The 13,932-nt window shown below is 67.2% G+C and carries 14 protein-coding genes and 1 tRNA gene; 6 read left to right on the top strand and 9 right to left on the bottom strand.

The window, feature by feature from the left end; all coding sequences use genetic code 11:
* Positions 1-88: 88 nt before the first annotated feature.
* From KIK15_RS11300 to KIK15_RS11310, 3 genes are read right to left on the bottom strand one after another with little or no spacing between them, the layout of a single operon-like run.
* Positions 89-1,285, bottom strand: a complete 1,197-nt coding sequence (locus KIK15_RS11300; protein WP_250324443.1) for a S9 family peptidase — start codon at positions 1,283-1,285, stop codon at positions 89-91.
* Positions 1,282-2,532, bottom strand: a complete 1,251-nt coding sequence (locus KIK15_RS11305) for a lipase family protein (RefSeq protein ID WP_214244614.1) — start codon at positions 2,530-2,532, stop codon at positions 1,282-1,284. Before KIK15_RS11305 ends, KIK15_RS11300 begins: the two co-directional genes overlap by 4 nt.
* A 20-nt stretch (positions 2,533-2,552) precedes the next feature.
* Positions 2,553-3,794, bottom strand: coding sequence for a lipase family protein (locus tag KIK15_RS11310; RefSeq protein ID WP_307851840.1), 1,242 nt, complete (start codon positions 3,792-3,794; stop codon positions 2,553-2,555).
* Positions 3,795-3,945: 151 nt separating this feature from the next.
* On the opposite strand from KIK15_RS11310, the gene KIK15_RS11315 reads away from it, so the two are divergent.
* The 3 genes from KIK15_RS11315 to KIK15_RS11325 all read left to right on the top strand — a co-directional run bounded on the left by KIK15_RS11315 (position 3,946) and on the right by KIK15_RS11325 (position 5,782).
* Positions 3,946-4,377, top strand: a complete 432-nt coding sequence (locus KIK15_RS11315; protein ID WP_214244618.1) for a GtrA family protein — start codon at positions 3,946-3,948, stop codon at positions 4,375-4,377.
* 4 nt (positions 4,378-4,381) lie between these two features.
* Positions 4,382-5,218 carry an SDR family oxidoreductase gene (locus KIK15_RS11320; RefSeq protein ID WP_214244436.1) on the top strand — a complete coding sequence of 279 codons (837 nt, stop codon included), beginning with the start codon at positions 4,382-4,384 and terminating at the stop codon, positions 5,216-5,218.
* Positions 5,219-5,341: 123 nt separating this feature from the next.
* Positions 5,342-5,782 (top strand): hypothetical protein, encoded by a 441-nt coding sequence (locus KIK15_RS11325; RefSeq protein ID WP_214244437.1) that lies wholly within the window; start codon positions 5,342-5,344, stop codon positions 5,780-5,782.
* Between the two features lie 53 nt (positions 5,783-5,835).
* Here the strand turns inward: KIK15_RS11325 and KIK15_RS11330 are convergent, their stop codons facing one another.
* Genes KIK15_RS11330 through KIK15_RS11345 form a run of 4 tightly spaced genes read right to left on the bottom strand, consistent with a single transcriptional unit; the run spans position 5,836 to position 9,046 of the window.
* Positions 5,836-6,738, bottom strand: a complete 903-nt coding sequence (locus KIK15_RS11330; RefSeq protein ID WP_214244438.1) for a glycosyltransferase — start codon at positions 6,736-6,738, stop codon at positions 5,836-5,838.
* Entirely contained in the window at positions 6,731-7,576 is an 846-nt protein-coding gene (locus KIK15_RS11335; RefSeq protein WP_214244440.1) for an ABC transporter ATP-binding protein, read from the bottom strand. The genes KIK15_RS11330 and KIK15_RS11335 overlap by 8 nt, the downstream gene beginning before the upstream one ends.
* A 25-nt stretch (positions 7,577-7,601) precedes the next feature.
* Entirely contained in the window at positions 7,602-8,462 is an 861-nt protein-coding gene (locus KIK15_RS11340) for an ABC transporter permease (protein ID WP_214244442.1), read from the bottom strand.
* 56 nt (positions 8,463-8,518) lie between these two features.
* A complete protein-coding gene (locus KIK15_RS11345; RefSeq protein ID WP_214244444.1) occupies positions 8,519-9,046 on the bottom strand; it encodes a bacterial proteasome activator family protein in 528 nt (175 codons plus the stop codon).
* A gap of 147 nt (positions 9,047-9,193) precedes the next feature.
* Between KIK15_RS11345 and KIK15_RS11350 the strand changes: the two genes are divergently transcribed.
* Complete coding sequence (locus KIK15_RS11350; RefSeq protein WP_214244446.1) at positions 9,194-10,390, top strand: cysteine desulfurase-like protein; 1,197 nt, start codon at positions 9,194-9,196, stop codon at positions 10,388-10,390.
* A 67-nt stretch (positions 10,391-10,457) separates the two neighbouring features.
* Here the strand turns inward: KIK15_RS11350 and KIK15_RS11355 are convergent, their stop codons facing one another.
* Positions 10,458-11,435: an NAD(P)H-quinone oxidoreductase gene (locus KIK15_RS11355; protein ID WP_214244620.1), complete on the bottom strand. Its 978-nt coding sequence runs from the start codon at positions 11,433-11,435 to the stop codon at positions 10,458-10,460.
* Positions 11,436-11,624: 189 nt separating this feature from the next.
* Between KIK15_RS11355 and KIK15_RS11360 the strand changes: the two genes are divergently transcribed.
* The gene (locus tag KIK15_RS11360) at positions 11,625-12,155 is read left to right on the top strand and encodes a MarR family winged helix-turn-helix transcriptional regulator (protein WP_214244448.1); all 531 of its coding nucleotides are present in this window, start codon (positions 11,625-11,627) and stop codon (positions 12,153-12,155) included.
* Positions 12,156-12,203: 48 nt separating this feature from the next.
* Positions 12,204-12,289 (top strand) — tRNA-Ser (locus tag KIK15_RS11365).
* 286 nt (positions 12,290-12,575) lie between these two features.
* Here the strand turns inward: KIK15_RS11365 and KIK15_RS11370 are convergent.
* On the bottom strand, positions 12,576-13,874 hold the full coding sequence (locus KIK15_RS11370; RefSeq protein WP_214244450.1) for an HNH endonuclease signature motif containing protein: 1,299 nt from the start codon (positions 13,872-13,874) through the stop codon (positions 12,576-12,578).
* Positions 13,875-13,932 lie beyond the last annotated feature (58 nt).

Here is a 13,932-nt window from a genome sequence, read left to right on the forward strand (position 1 = left end):
CCGAAATCTGCACCGTGGGACGTGCTGAAGGGAATATTCCCCTCCGGCCCCGGCCGGAACGCAGTTTTTTCGCAGGCGAAGCGCGAGCTCAGCGGGTGACCCGGGTGACGAACCGGTCGATGTCGCCCAACCCGGCCACCAAGACCCCAGGATGATCGGCCCCGGGGTACACCCGTAGCTCCACGGGCTGACGGTTGGCCTGCAGCTGTGCGGCCAGCGACAACGCTGACGGCGCAGGCACATTCACATCCAGCAGACCCTGACCCAAGAACACCGGCCGGGTGTAGCCCCGATCGGGCGTACCGAGGTAGTCGCGCAGCACGCCGTAGATGTTCGGGATGGAGCTCAGCGGACGCCGGAACAGGGTGCGCAGATCCAGTCCCTGCGAGTACGGCCGGAGCTGTTTACCGCAGGTGTTCACAGCGATGTCGGCGAGTTGGCGACCACGCGCGGTGAGGATGTCGTTCAGTTTCAGATCGGGTCGGGCGTCTCGCAATCCGGCCAGGATGTAGAGCAGGTAGCCGTTGAGCGGACGGGGCAACACCACCGGCGGGAACTGTGGACCCCCGTACCGGATCAGCGCCTCGAGGTTCGCCGGCGCCCCGGTCGCCACCACACCGCGATAGTCCAGACCTGCACCGGCAGTGAACTGTTGGGCGTATCGACCGGTGTTGAGCGCAGCGCCCGCGCCTTGGGAGTGCCCGATGGCGATCCAGGACGTCGAGAGCGGCACCGGCAACGCATGCGCGGCGATCACCGAGTCGACCACCGAGTGCGCTGCGGTGACGCCGTTGAGGTAGCTGAGGATGCCGGGTGTCCCCATGCCGACGTAATCGGTTGCTGCGATGGCGAATCCACGTCGCAACCAGTGGTTGAGGTAGGCGGCTTCGCCCTCCTCGTGCACCTGCATCGACGGTGCACAGTCGTCGCCCATGCCGACGGTGCCGTGCGCCCACGCGATCACCGGCCACCCACCGCGCGGAGGCGTTCCACGCGGTATCAACACCTCACCGGTGCTGACCGCACGCCGGTTCAGTTGATCGGTGGTCGAATACAACACCCGGAAAGCGTGCCCGGCCGCGCTCAACGACAGCCGCGGATCCAGCGGCACCGAACGGATCAGGGCCCCAGCGCGATCGGGGATGGGGCCGGAGTAGTCCACTGCGTCGAGGCCGGAGGTGATGGGCGCCGGCTCCGGTGGCAACGCGGTCGCCGGACCGGCCGACAACACCGCCGTCGTCGCAGCCACCACGCACGTCATCACCGCCGTACCGATGCGCATCATCGGGCCGCCAGGATGCGCGTCAGGAACGGGGTGGAGTCCTTCACCGAGGCGTAGACGGTCCCCGAATGATCGGTGGGGTACAGGTGCAACTCGAAGGGCTGCCGGTTCGCCTGCAGCTGGGCCGCCAGCGACAACGCCGACGGCGCGGGGACGTCGGTGTCGATGATGCCCTGGCCCAGGAAGATCGGCCGGTCGTATCCACTTGCGGGCGTCCCGATGAACCGGTGCAGTACGCCGTAGGCGTCGGGTATCGCCGAGATCGGGCGAGAAAAGAACGTGCGGACGTCGGCTGTGGTCAGTGCCGCTTCGAGCTCTGGGTAGCAGGCGATCTCGGCCTTGTCGGCCACCGCCCGGCCCCGTGCGGTCAGCAGCCCGTCGATGTTCAGGTCGGGTCGCGCTTCCCGGATGGCCGCGAGGATGTAGGCGGTGTAGGTGGTCAGCCCGGTGGGCAACCGAAACGGCGGGAACGTGGGTCCGCCGAGCTGCAGGATGGTCTCGATGTTCGCGGGGGTACCGGTGGCCACCACACCCCGGTAGTCCAGATCGGTGCCACGGGTGAATGCGGTGGCCAGCCGGGCGGCGTTCATCGCCGCACCGGCACCCTGCGACTGCCCCACTATCGCCCAGCGCCGCGCCGTCGGAACACCCATCTGCGCAACCGCTTTCACCGAGTCGACGATCGAGTGCGCCTCGGCCACCCCGTTGAGGTAGCTCATCAGGCCCGGCGTTCCCAGCCCGGCGTAGTCGGTGGCGACCACGGCGTAGCCCCGGCGCAGCCAGTGCGACAGGTAATCGCGATCTCGGATGCTTCGTGGCTGGGCCGACGGGGTGCAGTCATCACCGATACCCACGGTGCCGTGCGCCCACGCCAACACCGGCCACCCGCCGCGCGGGGCCTGACCGATCGGCAGGAACACCGCGCCGGTGCTCACCGCTGCGCGGTCGTGTTGGTCGATGGTGGAGTAGAGGATTCGCGCCGCCGACCCGGCGCCGGGAATGGACAGGGTCGGGGCCAACGGCACCTGCTCGATCAGCGTGCCCGAGCGGGATGGGACCGGGCCCGCGAACGCGCGCACGTCGAGACCAGACCAGTTCGGCGGCGGCGTGCGCGGGTCGGTGTCGGCACCCGCGGGGGCGGCGCCGACGAGCAGAGCTGCCAGGGTCGACACGGACAGCGCACCGGCGATTGCCACCCGGAATGTCGCTGATGCTCTCAAGCCTCCACCACGCCGGGTGGCCAACGGCATCGACCTGCGCGCGTGGGGCCTCATCGTTTCCCCGGCGCGTTGAGGATGCGGGCCAGGAACGGCATCGAGTCGCGTCGCGACACCAGCTGGGCGCCGAGGTGATCGGCGCCGGGGTAGTAGTGCACCTGCACCGGTTGCCGGTTGGCGGTGAGCTGGCCGGCCAGGGTCAGCGTGGTCACCACCGGCACCGTCAGGTCGGACAGGCCGTGTCCCAGGAAGATCGGCCGGTCATAGCCGCGGGTGGGCACCCCGGCGTAGCGCACCAACGCGGCGGTGATTCCCGGCAGGCTCGACAGCCCCCGGGTGAACATCGCGTTCAGCGTCACCTTGCGTCGCGCCAGGTCGGCGGCGAACTGGTCTGAACAGGCGGTGCCTGCCTGTGCCAGCACCGACCGTCCCAGCGGGGTGAGCACCCGATCGATACCCAGGTCCGGTCGCTCCACCCGCAGACCCACCAGCAGGTAGGACACGAACACCGTCAGTCCACCGGCGATGGAAGCCGGGACGAAGGCGGGCGGGAACGCCGGACCGACCGAGGCGAACACCGTCTCCAGGTTGGCCGGGGTGCCGGTGGCCACCACGCCGCGGTAGTCCAGACCCCATCCGCGGCTGTAGCCGGTGGCCAACCGCGCCGCTGCCATCGCGGCCTGCGCGCCCTGCGACTGGCCGACGATGGCGTAGCGCGGGGCCGTGGGAACGGCCAACTGGCGCAACGCTTTCACCGAGTCGACCACGGATCGGCCTTGGAGTCCGGCGTCGAGGTAGCCGGTTACGCCCGGCGTGCCCTGACCCGCATAGTCGGTGGCGACGATCGCGTAGCCACGGCGCAGGAACGAGGCGAGGTAGTGCGAATCGACCGTGGTGCGGGGCTGCACCGAGGGTGCACAGTCGTCGCCGATACCGACGGTCCCGTGCGCCCAAGCCAACACCGGCCACCCGCCGGACGGCGCCGTGCCCTGCGGGAGAAACACCGCACCGGTGCTGACGGCCGGCCGATCACGTTGGGCGACGGTCGAATACAGGATACGAAAGGCAGGGCCGGCACCCGGCAGCGACAGCGCCGGATCCAGGGCGGTGTGCGCGATCAACGTGCCCGGCCGGGCCGGTATCGGACCGGCGTAGTCCCGCGCGTCGAGTCCGGAACTGCGGGGGCCAGGCGCAGGCGCGGCCGACGCCATCGGCACCAGAGGGCTCAGCAGCCCCGCCGACAAGGCGATTGCCACGAGGAGGACTACGCGGTGATACGCGGTGCGAACGGTCACGCGATGACTGTAGGCCTTGCCCACAGTGCGCGAACACCCTCTGCAGTGGTCGAGGCGAGGGCTACCCTGACTCCTTGTGTCCGACCAAGCCCGCCCGCAGCCCACCGATGAACATCATGCGCACGACGAGTTCAGCACTGCGCATGCACCGATGCCCATCGAGCTGCCCCTCGACGACGCCGAGGCGTCCACCGATCTTCCGCTGACCCAACAGTTGGTCCGGTTCGTCGTGACCGGGGCCGGGTCGGGTGCGGTGGACTTCGGCGTCACCGTGCTGTTGCAGTACCTGGTGGGGGCCCCGCACTGGCTGGCCAAGGCCGCGGGCTTCGTATGCGGCACCACGATGGCCTATCTGATCAACCGGCGCTGGACCTTCCGTACCGAACCCAGCCGCGCCCGCTTCATCGCGGTGGTCGCCCTGTATCTGGTGACCTTCGCGGTGCAGGTCGGCCTGTACACAGCGTTGTCGGCGGTGTGGCCCGAGGAGTTCTTCTACAGCCTCGCGGCGTTCGTCATCGCCCAGGGCACCGCGACGGTGATCAACTTCGTGGTCCAGCGCGTGGTCATCTTCAAGATCAGGTGAACAGATGCAACTGACCGGAGCTGTCGCGATCGTCACCGGGGCCGGTGCAGGAATCGGGGCCGCCATCGCTCGGGCCCTGGTGGACGCGGGTGCCGACGTGGTGCTGGCCGACCTTGACGTCGCCGCGGTCACCGCCCTCGCCGACTCGATCAACGCCGACTCGATCAATGCCGACCGACCGGGTCGTGCGCGCGCCTGCGGCGGAGACGTGTCCGACGAGACCGTCATCGCCGAGTTGATCCGCGTCGCCGACACCGAGTTCGGTCCGGTGGATCTCTACGTGGCCAACGCCGGTACCACCGCCGGGTTGGGCTTGGACTCCGACGAGGCGGCCTGGACCACCGCGACACAGGTGAACCTGATGGCGCACGTACGCGCAGCTCGAGCCCTGGTCCCTGGTTGGGTGGCACGCGGTCGGGGCTACTTCCTGTCCACGGCATCGGCGGCGGGACTGCTGACCCAGATCGGGTCGGTGACGTACTCGGTGACCAAACACGCCGCGGTCGGGTTCGCCGAATGGTTGGCCGTCACCTACGGCGACGACGGGATCGCGGTCAGCTGCCTGTGTCCGATGGGGGTGAACACCGAACTGTTGAACTCGGGGTTCGCCGGCGCCCGGGACGGTGCGTCGCTGGCGGCCAGCGCGGTCACCCAGGCGGGGGAGGTCCTCGAACCCGCCCAGGTGGCCGAGCTGGTGATCGAGGCCATCGGCGACGAACGATTCCTCGTGCTGCCGCATCCGCAGGTGCTGGACATGTATCGCCGGAAAGGATCTGACTACGACCGCTGGATCGCGGGGATGCGGCGCTATCAGCGCACGCTACGGCACGGTCACGGCTGACGACTCTCGCTCGCGTCACGTCACAGTTCGGTCCGATCCGGTCATAGCCGCCAATTGCCGTTCTCAATCTGATTGCTCTGCAATAGCTTTCGGATGTCAGTTTTACTTCAACCGAGGATGGCAATGCCCTCTACCAAAGCGTCACGACTCACCCGAACACTCGTCACCACCGCGGTGGCCGCAGCGGCGGCCGGTTCACTGGCGACCGGAGCAACCGCACCGGCCTCGGCCTTCGATGGACCCAACGGGCACACCCAGTTCGCTCGGATCAGTGCCTCCACCGGCACCATCTGGTCGGCCTCGATGACGCTCTACCGTCGCGACGGTTCTGAGGTCTATCACTGGGAATCGGGCAACAAGTCAGGCGGCGGTGTCACCTGGTGGTATACCCAGGGCGACGGCTATCTCAAGGTGCGCATCGGCAACTTCCTGATCCCGACCTGGAAGCACGGCGATTTCGACATCCCTGCGGGCGGATCCTCGAACAACTGCTTCCGCAACTACTACGTCAACTTCTCCTACAAGACCGACATCACCACCGGCGACGGCTGCACCCCGGACTGATCGCCGCGTGGTCGGGGGATCGGGGCGCACCTGATTCCCCGACCGCTCGGCTCTCAGGTGCGCCGGAACTGCTCGCGCCGACCCGCCCGCCGCAGGGCGACCCACTCGCGAAACCCGCGAACATCGCGCTGCTGCACCAAGAAGTACCAACCAAAACGCGCCCACTCCTGCGGGATGAGGCGCCGTAGCCCGGGCTGGTTGAGCAGGTAGCCGCGGTTACGGTAGGTGTAGAAACGTTTCGTCGGGTTGTCCGGATACTGCGTGTGCATTCGTCCGCCCAGGATGGGCCTGAACTCGTCGGTGCCGTCGGGATGCAGGTACGCGGTCAGCAAGCAGGTTCCGAACCGCAATCCGCTGCGCACCAGTCGACGGTGGATCTCCACCTCGTCGCCGCGGACGAACAACCGCAGGTCCGGTACACCCACGGCCTCGATGGCGCCAGCGGTGAACAGGGCCCCGTTGAACAGCGAGGCAATCCCGTCGAGCACCTCATCGGTCTCGCTGGGGTCGCTGAACAACTCAGATCGCTTGCGCCGCCACACCACTCCCCGCCGCAGCGGAAAGGCCAGGGTGTCGGGATCGTCGATGTTGCACACCACCGGCGACAACTCGTCGTAGCCGCCCGCGCTCGCGCAGCGCAACAGGGTGGCCAGCACCTCGGGACCTTCGGGGCGACCGTCGTCGTCGGCCAGCCACACCCGGTCGGCTCCGGCCGCCAACGCGTGCAACATCCCCAGCGCGAACCCACCGGCGCCTCCCAGATTGTGCTGGGAACCGATGTAGGTGGTCGGGACCGTCTGTGCAGCAACAAGATCGGCGACCTGGGCCTCGTTGCCGTTGTCCACCACGATCAGGTGATCGATGGGCCGAGTCTGCGATGTGAGCACTGACAGCGACAGGGCCAACAGCTGCGCGCGACGGTGGGTGACCACCACCGCGATGATCCGTTCAGTCATCGCCGCCGGAATCACGTTCTCCAGCTGTCGATCCCGCCGCGGCGTCGTCACGGGCCACCTCGGCCAGCACCTCACGGACGTGCCGTCCGGCGTCGGGCCCCTCGTAGGCGGTCACCACTTCCTCGATGCCGCCGTCCATCGTGATGACGCCGTGATCGATCCACAGTGCGCGGTCACACAATTGGGCCAAGAACTCGTTCGAGTGACTGGCGAACACCAGGATTCCCGATCGCTTCACCAATTCCTGCAGGCGCACGCGGGCTTTGCGCATGAACTCCGCGTCCACGGCCCCGATGCCCTCGTCCAGGATGAGGATCTCGGGATCGATGCTGGTGACCACACCGAGTGACACCCGCACCCGCATGCCGGTGGAGTAGGTGCGTAGCGGCATCGCGAGATAGTCGCCGAGCTCGGTGAACTCGGCGATCTCGTCGACCTTCTTGAGCATCTCGCGCCGACTCATCCCGAGGAACATGCCGCGGATGATGATGTTCTCGTAGCCGGAGATCTCCGGATCCATACCGACGCCGAGGTCGAACACCGGGGCCACGCGGCCCTTGATCTTGCAAACACCGCGGGTCGGTTCATAGATCCCCGACAGCAGCCGGAGCAGCGTGGACTTGCCGGCCCCGTTGTGGCCCACCAAACCGATCCGATCCCCATGGGACAGATGCAGGTTCACGTCCTTGAGCGCTTCGACGACGATCACGTCGGACTCGTTGGCACCGATCGCCCCACCGGCACGACCGAGGACCGACTTCTTCAGCGACCGGGTCTTGGCGTCGAAGATCGGGAAATCGACGCAGGCATCCCACGTGTCCAGCGACACCGAACTCATCGTGTCCCCCTGCTCATCCGCCGCATCACACCCAGTACGCCACGCGGGCACGGAAATTGCGGAGCACCCACAGCGCCAACGCCCAACCGGCGACGGTGCACCCGATCACGATCCCCCAGTGGTACAGCGCCACACTCTCGCCCACCAGCGGACCGCGCGTGATCTCCAGGTAGTGATACATCGGATTCAGCTGGATCAGCGCCAACCGGTAGTCGCCACCATCGGTGCGCGCCCGGATGCTGTCGGCGGTCCAGATGATGGGGGTGAGGAAGAAGACCAGCTGCACCACGGTGGTCAGCAACTGCCCGATGTCACGGAAACGGGTGGACAGGATGCCGAACACTATGGTCACCCACACCGCGTTGAGCGCCAGCAACAGCACCCCGGGGATCACCAGGATCACCGTCCAGCTGATGGGCTGCGGAAAGATTGCGAACATCACCAGATAGATGACGATGTTGTGGGCGAAGATGATCAGCTGTCGCCACACCAGCCGGTAGGCGTGGACGCTCAGCGGCGCCGGGATCTGCTTGATCAGGCCATCGTTGCTGGAGAACACCACCGCGCCCTCGAGGATCGACTGGCTGATGAAGTTCCAGAAGATGAGCCCGAGCGTGACGTGCGGCAGGAACGTCGTGATGTCGGCGTTGAAGAGCTCGGCGTACAGGAAGCCCATCGCGATCGCGGTGACACCGGTGGCCACGGTGATCCACAGCGGACCCAGCAACGACCGGCGATAGCGCTGCTTGATGTCCTGCCACCCCAGCAGCAGCCATAACTCCGACTGACCGAAACCGGTCTTCAGATCGGCGAACGCGCGACGATAGGTTCGCGAATCAGACGCGACCGGACGCGGAGCGACATCGCCGGGCGCAACAGTGGACACGGTCGCCCAGCCTACCGGCCGGGGTTCGCCGTCCCGCAATCCACGATCGGCTCAGCTCACAGGTATTGCCCGGTGCCGGTCACCCCGTGTCCTGGACCCATGCCACCCGCCGACGGCGGCAACGCTCCCTGACGCATCTGTTCCAGTTGCGCGCGAGCGGCCATCTGCTGGGCGAACAACGCCGTCTGGATGCCGTGGAACAGCCCTTCCAGCCAACCGACCAGCTGGGCTTGGGCGATGCGCAGTTCAGCGTCTGACGGAGTGCGCTCATCGGTGAACGGCAGCGCCAAGCGCTCCAACTCCTCACGCAACTCCGGCGCCAGCCCAGCCTCGAGCTCGGTGATGGAACTGCGGTGGATCTCCTTGAGCCGGGTGCGGCTGGCGTCGTCGAGGGGGGCGGCGCGTACCTCCTCGAGGAGCTGCTTGATCATCGTGCCGATCCGCATCACCTTGGCCGGCTGCTCCACCATGTCGGTGAGGTTGGTGCCCGCGTCGTCGTTGTCTTTGGAATCCGGGCCCACGACCACGACACCGTCGTCGTCGGAGCCGCGGTCCGCCTCGTTTCCGAACAGTCCAGAAGTCATGGGTCCCATTCTGCGTCAACCCGCTGACGTGGTCGGCGATCCCCCGGGGTGGACACCGAGTTCAGTACAGCTGACCAGCGCCGACAGCATGGCTTGTGGCTCGGCGCACAACACTGCAGTCGTGTGATGACGGTCTAGGGTGTCCCCATGACCTATGACGTCGCCCGGGTGCGCGGATTGTTTCCGTCACTGGGCGACGGCTGGATCCATCTCGATCCGCAAGCGGGAATGCAGATCCCCGATTCGGTGGCATCCACGGTGTCCAAAGCGTTCCGCGCGCTGGTGTCCTCACCCGGCGGCGTGTACCCGGCGGCGCAGCAGTCTGCAGCCATCGTCACCGCGGCTCGCTCGGCCGTGGCCGACCTGGTCGGTGGCGACCCCGACGGCGTGGTGCTCGGGCCCTCGCGGGGCGCGCTGCTGGGGGTGCTGGCCGAGTCGTTGAACCCACGGGTGTGGTTGGGGTCGACGGTGGTGGTCACCCGGCTCGACGACGAGGCCAACGTGGTCCCCTGGCTACGCGCCGCCGAACGTTACGGCGCGTCGGTGCTGTGGGCCGAAGTGGACATCGAGAGCGGGATCCTGCCGCCCTGGCAGTTCGGCGAGTTGATCACCGAGATGACCAGCGTGGTCGCGATGACGTTGGCGTCGTCGACGATGGGCACGGTCACCGATGTGCGTTCGGTGGCCGACATGGCGCATGCCGCAGGCGCACTGTTGGTGGTGGATGCCACCAGCGCGGCCCCGTACATGCTGCTCGACATCGCCGACCTGAAAGCCGACGTGCTGGTGGTCTCGGCCGAGCGCTGGGGCGGTCCGCAGGCGGCGGCACTGGTGTTCGCCGACCCGGCGCGGCTGGATCGACTGCGGCCGGTCAGCCTGTCGGCCTTTGCCACCGGACCCGAGCGACTGGAGGTGGACCGCCATCAGCACGCCATGTTGGGCGGGCTGGTCGCCTCCATCGAACATCTCGCGTCGCTGGACGATGAGGCGTTGGGTTCGCGGCGGCGACGGCTCATCTCGTCGATGGAGTCGATGTCGACATATCTGCAACGACTGCTGGTGTACCTGATCAACTCGCTGGATCAGCTGGCGTCGGTGCGGGTGATCGGCACCGCTGAGGTGCGGGTGCCCACGGTCAGCTTCACCGTGACCGGCGTACCCGCCGAGAAGGTGGTGCGTCGCCTGGCCGACAACGGGATCTGCGCGCTGGCCGATGTGACCAGTCGAGCGCTGGATCGGATCGGGGTCAACGACGTGGGCGGTGCAGTGACGGTGGGACTGGGCCAATACTCCACCCCCTATGAGGTGGACCAGCTGGTACGAACCCTCGGATCGCTGGGCTGAGCCGCCCGCTGCCCTCACCGGTCGGGAGTGCCGGCACTGTCGATTTCAGCACAACAGCTCTCGCGCATCACAGGGTGAGCAGCACCTTGCCGGTGATGGCCCCGTCCTCCAAAAGTCGGTGCGCCTGCGCGGCGTCGGCCAACGGCATGGTGCGGTCGACGACGGGCGCGATGGCTCCGGATTCGACCAGCGGCCAGGTGGCCTCGGCCACGCCGGCGATGATCGCGGCCTTGCCCGCGGGGCCCTCCAGTGCACGCCCGCGCAGATTGGTCGCGGTCACCGATGCCCGTTTCGCCAGCAGCACACCGATGTTCAGTTCGGCCACCGCGCCACCCTGCAGTCCGATGATCACCACTCGACCCCCGGTGGCCAGCGCAGACACGTTGCGCTGCAGATACTTTGCACCCATGATGTCGAAGATGACATCTGCGCCACCGAGTTCGGCCACCGCCGCAACGAAATCGTCCTCGCGGTAGTTGATCAGGGTGGTGGCCCCGAGTGAGGCGCAGACATCGAGCTTGGCCTGCGATCCTGCGGTCACCGCCACGCGCGCACCGAGGGCGCGGGCGAACTGGATGGCGTGGGTGCCGATGCCGCTGGCCCCACCGTGGATCAGCAGCAACTCGTTCGCGGACAGGTGCGCGGTCATGGCCAGGTTCGACCACACCGTGGCCGCCACCTCCGGTAGCGCTGCGGCGTGGACAAGAGTGACGCCACGAGGCACCGGCAGCACCAGTGGGGCCGGGACCGTGACGAACTCGGCGTATCCGCCACCGGCCAACAGTGCACACACCTCGTCGCCGACCGCCGGTGATTCCACACCGGCGCCGACTGCGGCCACCGTGCCCGACACCTCCAGTCCGAGGATCTCGCTGGCGCCCGGTGGCGGCGGATAGAGACCTTGGCGCTGCATCAGGTCCGCTCGGTTCACGCCCGCAGCGGCCACCTCGATGAGGATCTCGCCGGGCGCCGGGTCTGGACGCGGGACTTCGGTGATGACGATGCTCGCCTCGGGTCCCGCTCCGGTGATGGTGGCCGCACGCATGGATGTCATCTCACCTGTCTACCGAACAGGTGCGTAGGCGCAGCCGGCGTATGTGTGCACCTGACGGGCTTTAGCCGAGGAAATTAGTGCGATCGTACGACTACCTTACTTCCGTTCGGTTCGGTAGTTTCGAGGTACTGCCCAATACCGCCTGGATTTCGGTGGTACTCACCAGTATCGGGGGTCTCGATGTACAGCACGGCCGAGGAACTGAGCGCATCCGATCCCGACGCGGACGCTTCGGGCCCAGCCACGCCGGGTCCAGCCGGGGCCGACCCGAACTGGCTGCGCGGGGCCGAGGTAGGGGCGTGGCGTGCGTTCGTCGAGTGTGCAACCGACCTGCTGACCAGCCTGGACAGGGCGTTGCTGGATGATGCGGGGCTCACGCTGAGCGAGTACCGAATCCTGGTGCTGCTCTCGGAGAGCAGCACTCTGCGGATGTCGGACCTGTCGGAGGGGGCGGTGGCCTCGCGAAGCACCATCTCACGGCAGGTGTCGCGGCTGGTGGACAACGGCGCCATCGAACGGCTGCCCGACACCAATGACGCACGTAACCGTCTGGTCCGCATCACCCCGCGTGGGATGGCTCTGCTGCAGCGAGCCGCCGTCGACCACGTTCGCCGGGTGCGATCGAACTTCCTCGATCACATCGACCCCGCCGACCTACCCGAGGTGGAACGTGTCTTCGACCGCATCCGCCTGGGCCTGCACGAGCGCTGAGGCTGCACAACGGGCCCGCCCGCTCGCTGTCGTAAGCTACTCGGCGAAGGAAGCGTGGCAGAGCGGCCGAATGCACTCGCCTTGAAAGCGAGCGTGCCTAAAAAGCACCGGGGGTTCAAATCCCTCCGCTTCCGCAGCAGGTCCCAGCTTGTGTTCACACCGGCCAACACCTCCAGGCTCGCAGCAGTGTGGTCTCAGATCGGTCGACGTGGCGGTAGACGTCGAGGCTGGATGCGTTACCACGCATCCTGATGTCTGTGCCGCCGACCGGATCAAGGCCTCGTGGCCCGGCCACGATCGGTTCATCTCGTGGCCGGACCATGGTGTGGCCGAGGCGGTTTCACTGTTCAGTTCTCAAGCAACGTGTGGGTTCTCGTGGGATCCCAGGTCTGGGTTGGGTGTGTCCACGCCGTGGTGGGGTCAGGCGGCGACACCGTCGAGGTTGAGGGTGCGGCGGTGGTAGCTCGGGATGAGTTGTCGTCGCGGGTCGATGGTGGCGGGTGGTCGGAGCCAGGGGTGGCGGTCGTGGCCGATGACCACCTCCCAGCCGCCGTGGTGGAATTCGATGTGACATGTCCGGCAGGCGGGCGCTCCGTTGTCGACGACGGTCAACCCGCCCTGGCTGTGGGGGATGATGTGGTGGATGTCGCACCACGACGGTGGGGCGCCGCACTTGACGCAGCCCTTCGTCCGCTCATTGACCGCTCTACGTTGGGGACCGGCGAACAGTCGTTGCGGGTCGGTGATGGTGACCGGGGCCCCGTTGTCGTCGTAGGTGAGCACGCTGGTGACTGCATCGCAGGTGAGCAGGGTGGTCGAGATGTCGCTGATCGGTCCCAGCCATTGCAGATGCGCGGCGACACCGCTCGCGACGACGATCTCGGATGAATCACTGACCGCAACGGCGGGAATGGTGACCAGGACGTCAGTCTTGGTAGGTCCGGCGAAAGCGGTGGACGCCATGGCTGTGACGCCGGACTCGAGGAGTTGACTGAACGCGTCGGCATGGCGTCGCGCAGCTCTCCGCGGGTCGGGTGTCCCATCTGGTGCCGGCCGAGGACGCGACCCCGCATCCAGTCCAGCGATCAACCGTTCCCCGGTGAGGACGTCGAGGTCGAACTGGCCGCGTAGCCGACCGTCGTCGCCTTGGGCCCAGGACAGTTCATTGAGACTGGTGTCTTCAGCGGCAGGCACAGAGTTCGGGTCGGCCTCACCGACGGTCGGTTCGTGCTCGATGGCGAAGGCCCGAGCGGCGTTGGAGATCTCGGCGGGTGCGGCGCCGGAGACTGCGGCAGCGAGGAGCTGAGATTCCAGCCGTGTCAGCAGGTCTGACTCGAGTCCCGCGCGGCACCGTCGCGCAGCGTGGGCGACACCGGTGACGACGGCTGCAATGTGTTCGCCGGACACCACGGCGTCACGGGAGTAGCGGCCGGTGGAGTCCAACACATCCAGCGCGCGGCCGACGCGCATGGCTCGGGCGGCGACAGCGGGTGCGCATCCGTTGCGGACCAGGAGCTCGGCGGTTTTCATGCCGCACCGTTTCGCAGTCCCCATTCGTTCGCAGTGACCCGCCGATCGCGCCAACAGGTCATCTGCGGTGGCCCGCAAGCGTACGGCCGCGCGGATGGTGGCGATCACGTCATCGTCGGAGGCGACAGCCACGTCCGTCGCGGCGTCGACGAGTGTGTCGACTGCAGCGGTGAGCACCTTGCCGTTCATGGGTACGATTATACAGATCTATATCGAACATGCAAGCGACTACACTCGGAACCCATCG

It is taken from the genome of Williamsia sp. CHRR-6, assembly GCF_018474015.1.
Lineage (GTDB): Bacteria > Actinomycetota > Actinomycetes > Mycobacteriales > Mycobacteriaceae > Williamsia_A.

Excerpts from the sequence above, each read along its gene's own strand:
- KIK15_RS11300 (WP_250324443.1), bottom strand. The coding sequence starts at position 1,285 with ATGATGCGCATCGGTACGGCGGTGATGACGTGCGTGGTGGCTGCGACG.
- KIK15_RS11305 (WP_214244614.1), bottom strand. The coding sequence starts at position 2,532 with ATGCCGTTGGCCACCCGGCGTGGTGGAGGCTTGAGAGCATCAGCGACA.
- KIK15_RS11315 (WP_214244618.1), top strand. The coding sequence starts at position 3,946 with ATGCCCATCGAGCTGCCCCTCGACGACGCCGAGGCGTCCACCGATCTT.
- KIK15_RS11320 (WP_214244436.1), top strand. The coding sequence starts at position 4,382 with ATGCAACTGACCGGAGCTGTCGCGATCGTCACCGGGGCCGGTGCAGGA.
- KIK15_RS11325 (WP_214244437.1), top strand. The coding sequence starts at position 5,342 with ATGCCCTCTACCAAAGCGTCACGACTCACCCGAACACTCGTCACCACC.
- KIK15_RS11330 (WP_214244438.1), bottom strand. The coding sequence starts at position 6,738 with ATGACTGAACGGATCATCGCGGTGGTGGTCACCCACCGTCGCGCGCAG.
- KIK15_RS11335 (WP_214244440.1), bottom strand. The coding sequence starts at position 7,576 with ATGAGTTCGGTGTCGCTGGACACGTGGGATGCCTGCGTCGATTTCCCG.
- KIK15_RS11345 (WP_214244444.1), bottom strand. The coding sequence starts at position 9,046 with ATGACTTCTGGACTGTTCGGAAACGAGGCGGACCGCGGCTCCGACGAC.
- KIK15_RS11350 (WP_214244446.1), top strand. The coding sequence starts at position 9,194 with ATGACCTATGACGTCGCCCGGGTGCGCGGATTGTTTCCGTCACTGGGC.
- KIK15_RS11355 (WP_214244620.1), bottom strand. The coding sequence starts at position 11,435 with ATGCGTGCGGCCACCATCACCGGAGCGGGACCCGAGGCGAGCATCGTC.
- KIK15_RS11360 (WP_214244448.1), top strand. The coding sequence starts at position 11,625 with ATGTACAGCACGGCCGAGGAACTGAGCGCATCCGATCCCGACGCGGAC.
- KIK15_RS11370 (WP_214244450.1), bottom strand. The coding sequence starts at position 13,874 with ATGAACGGCAAGGTGCTCACCGCTGCAGTCGACACACTCGTCGACGCC.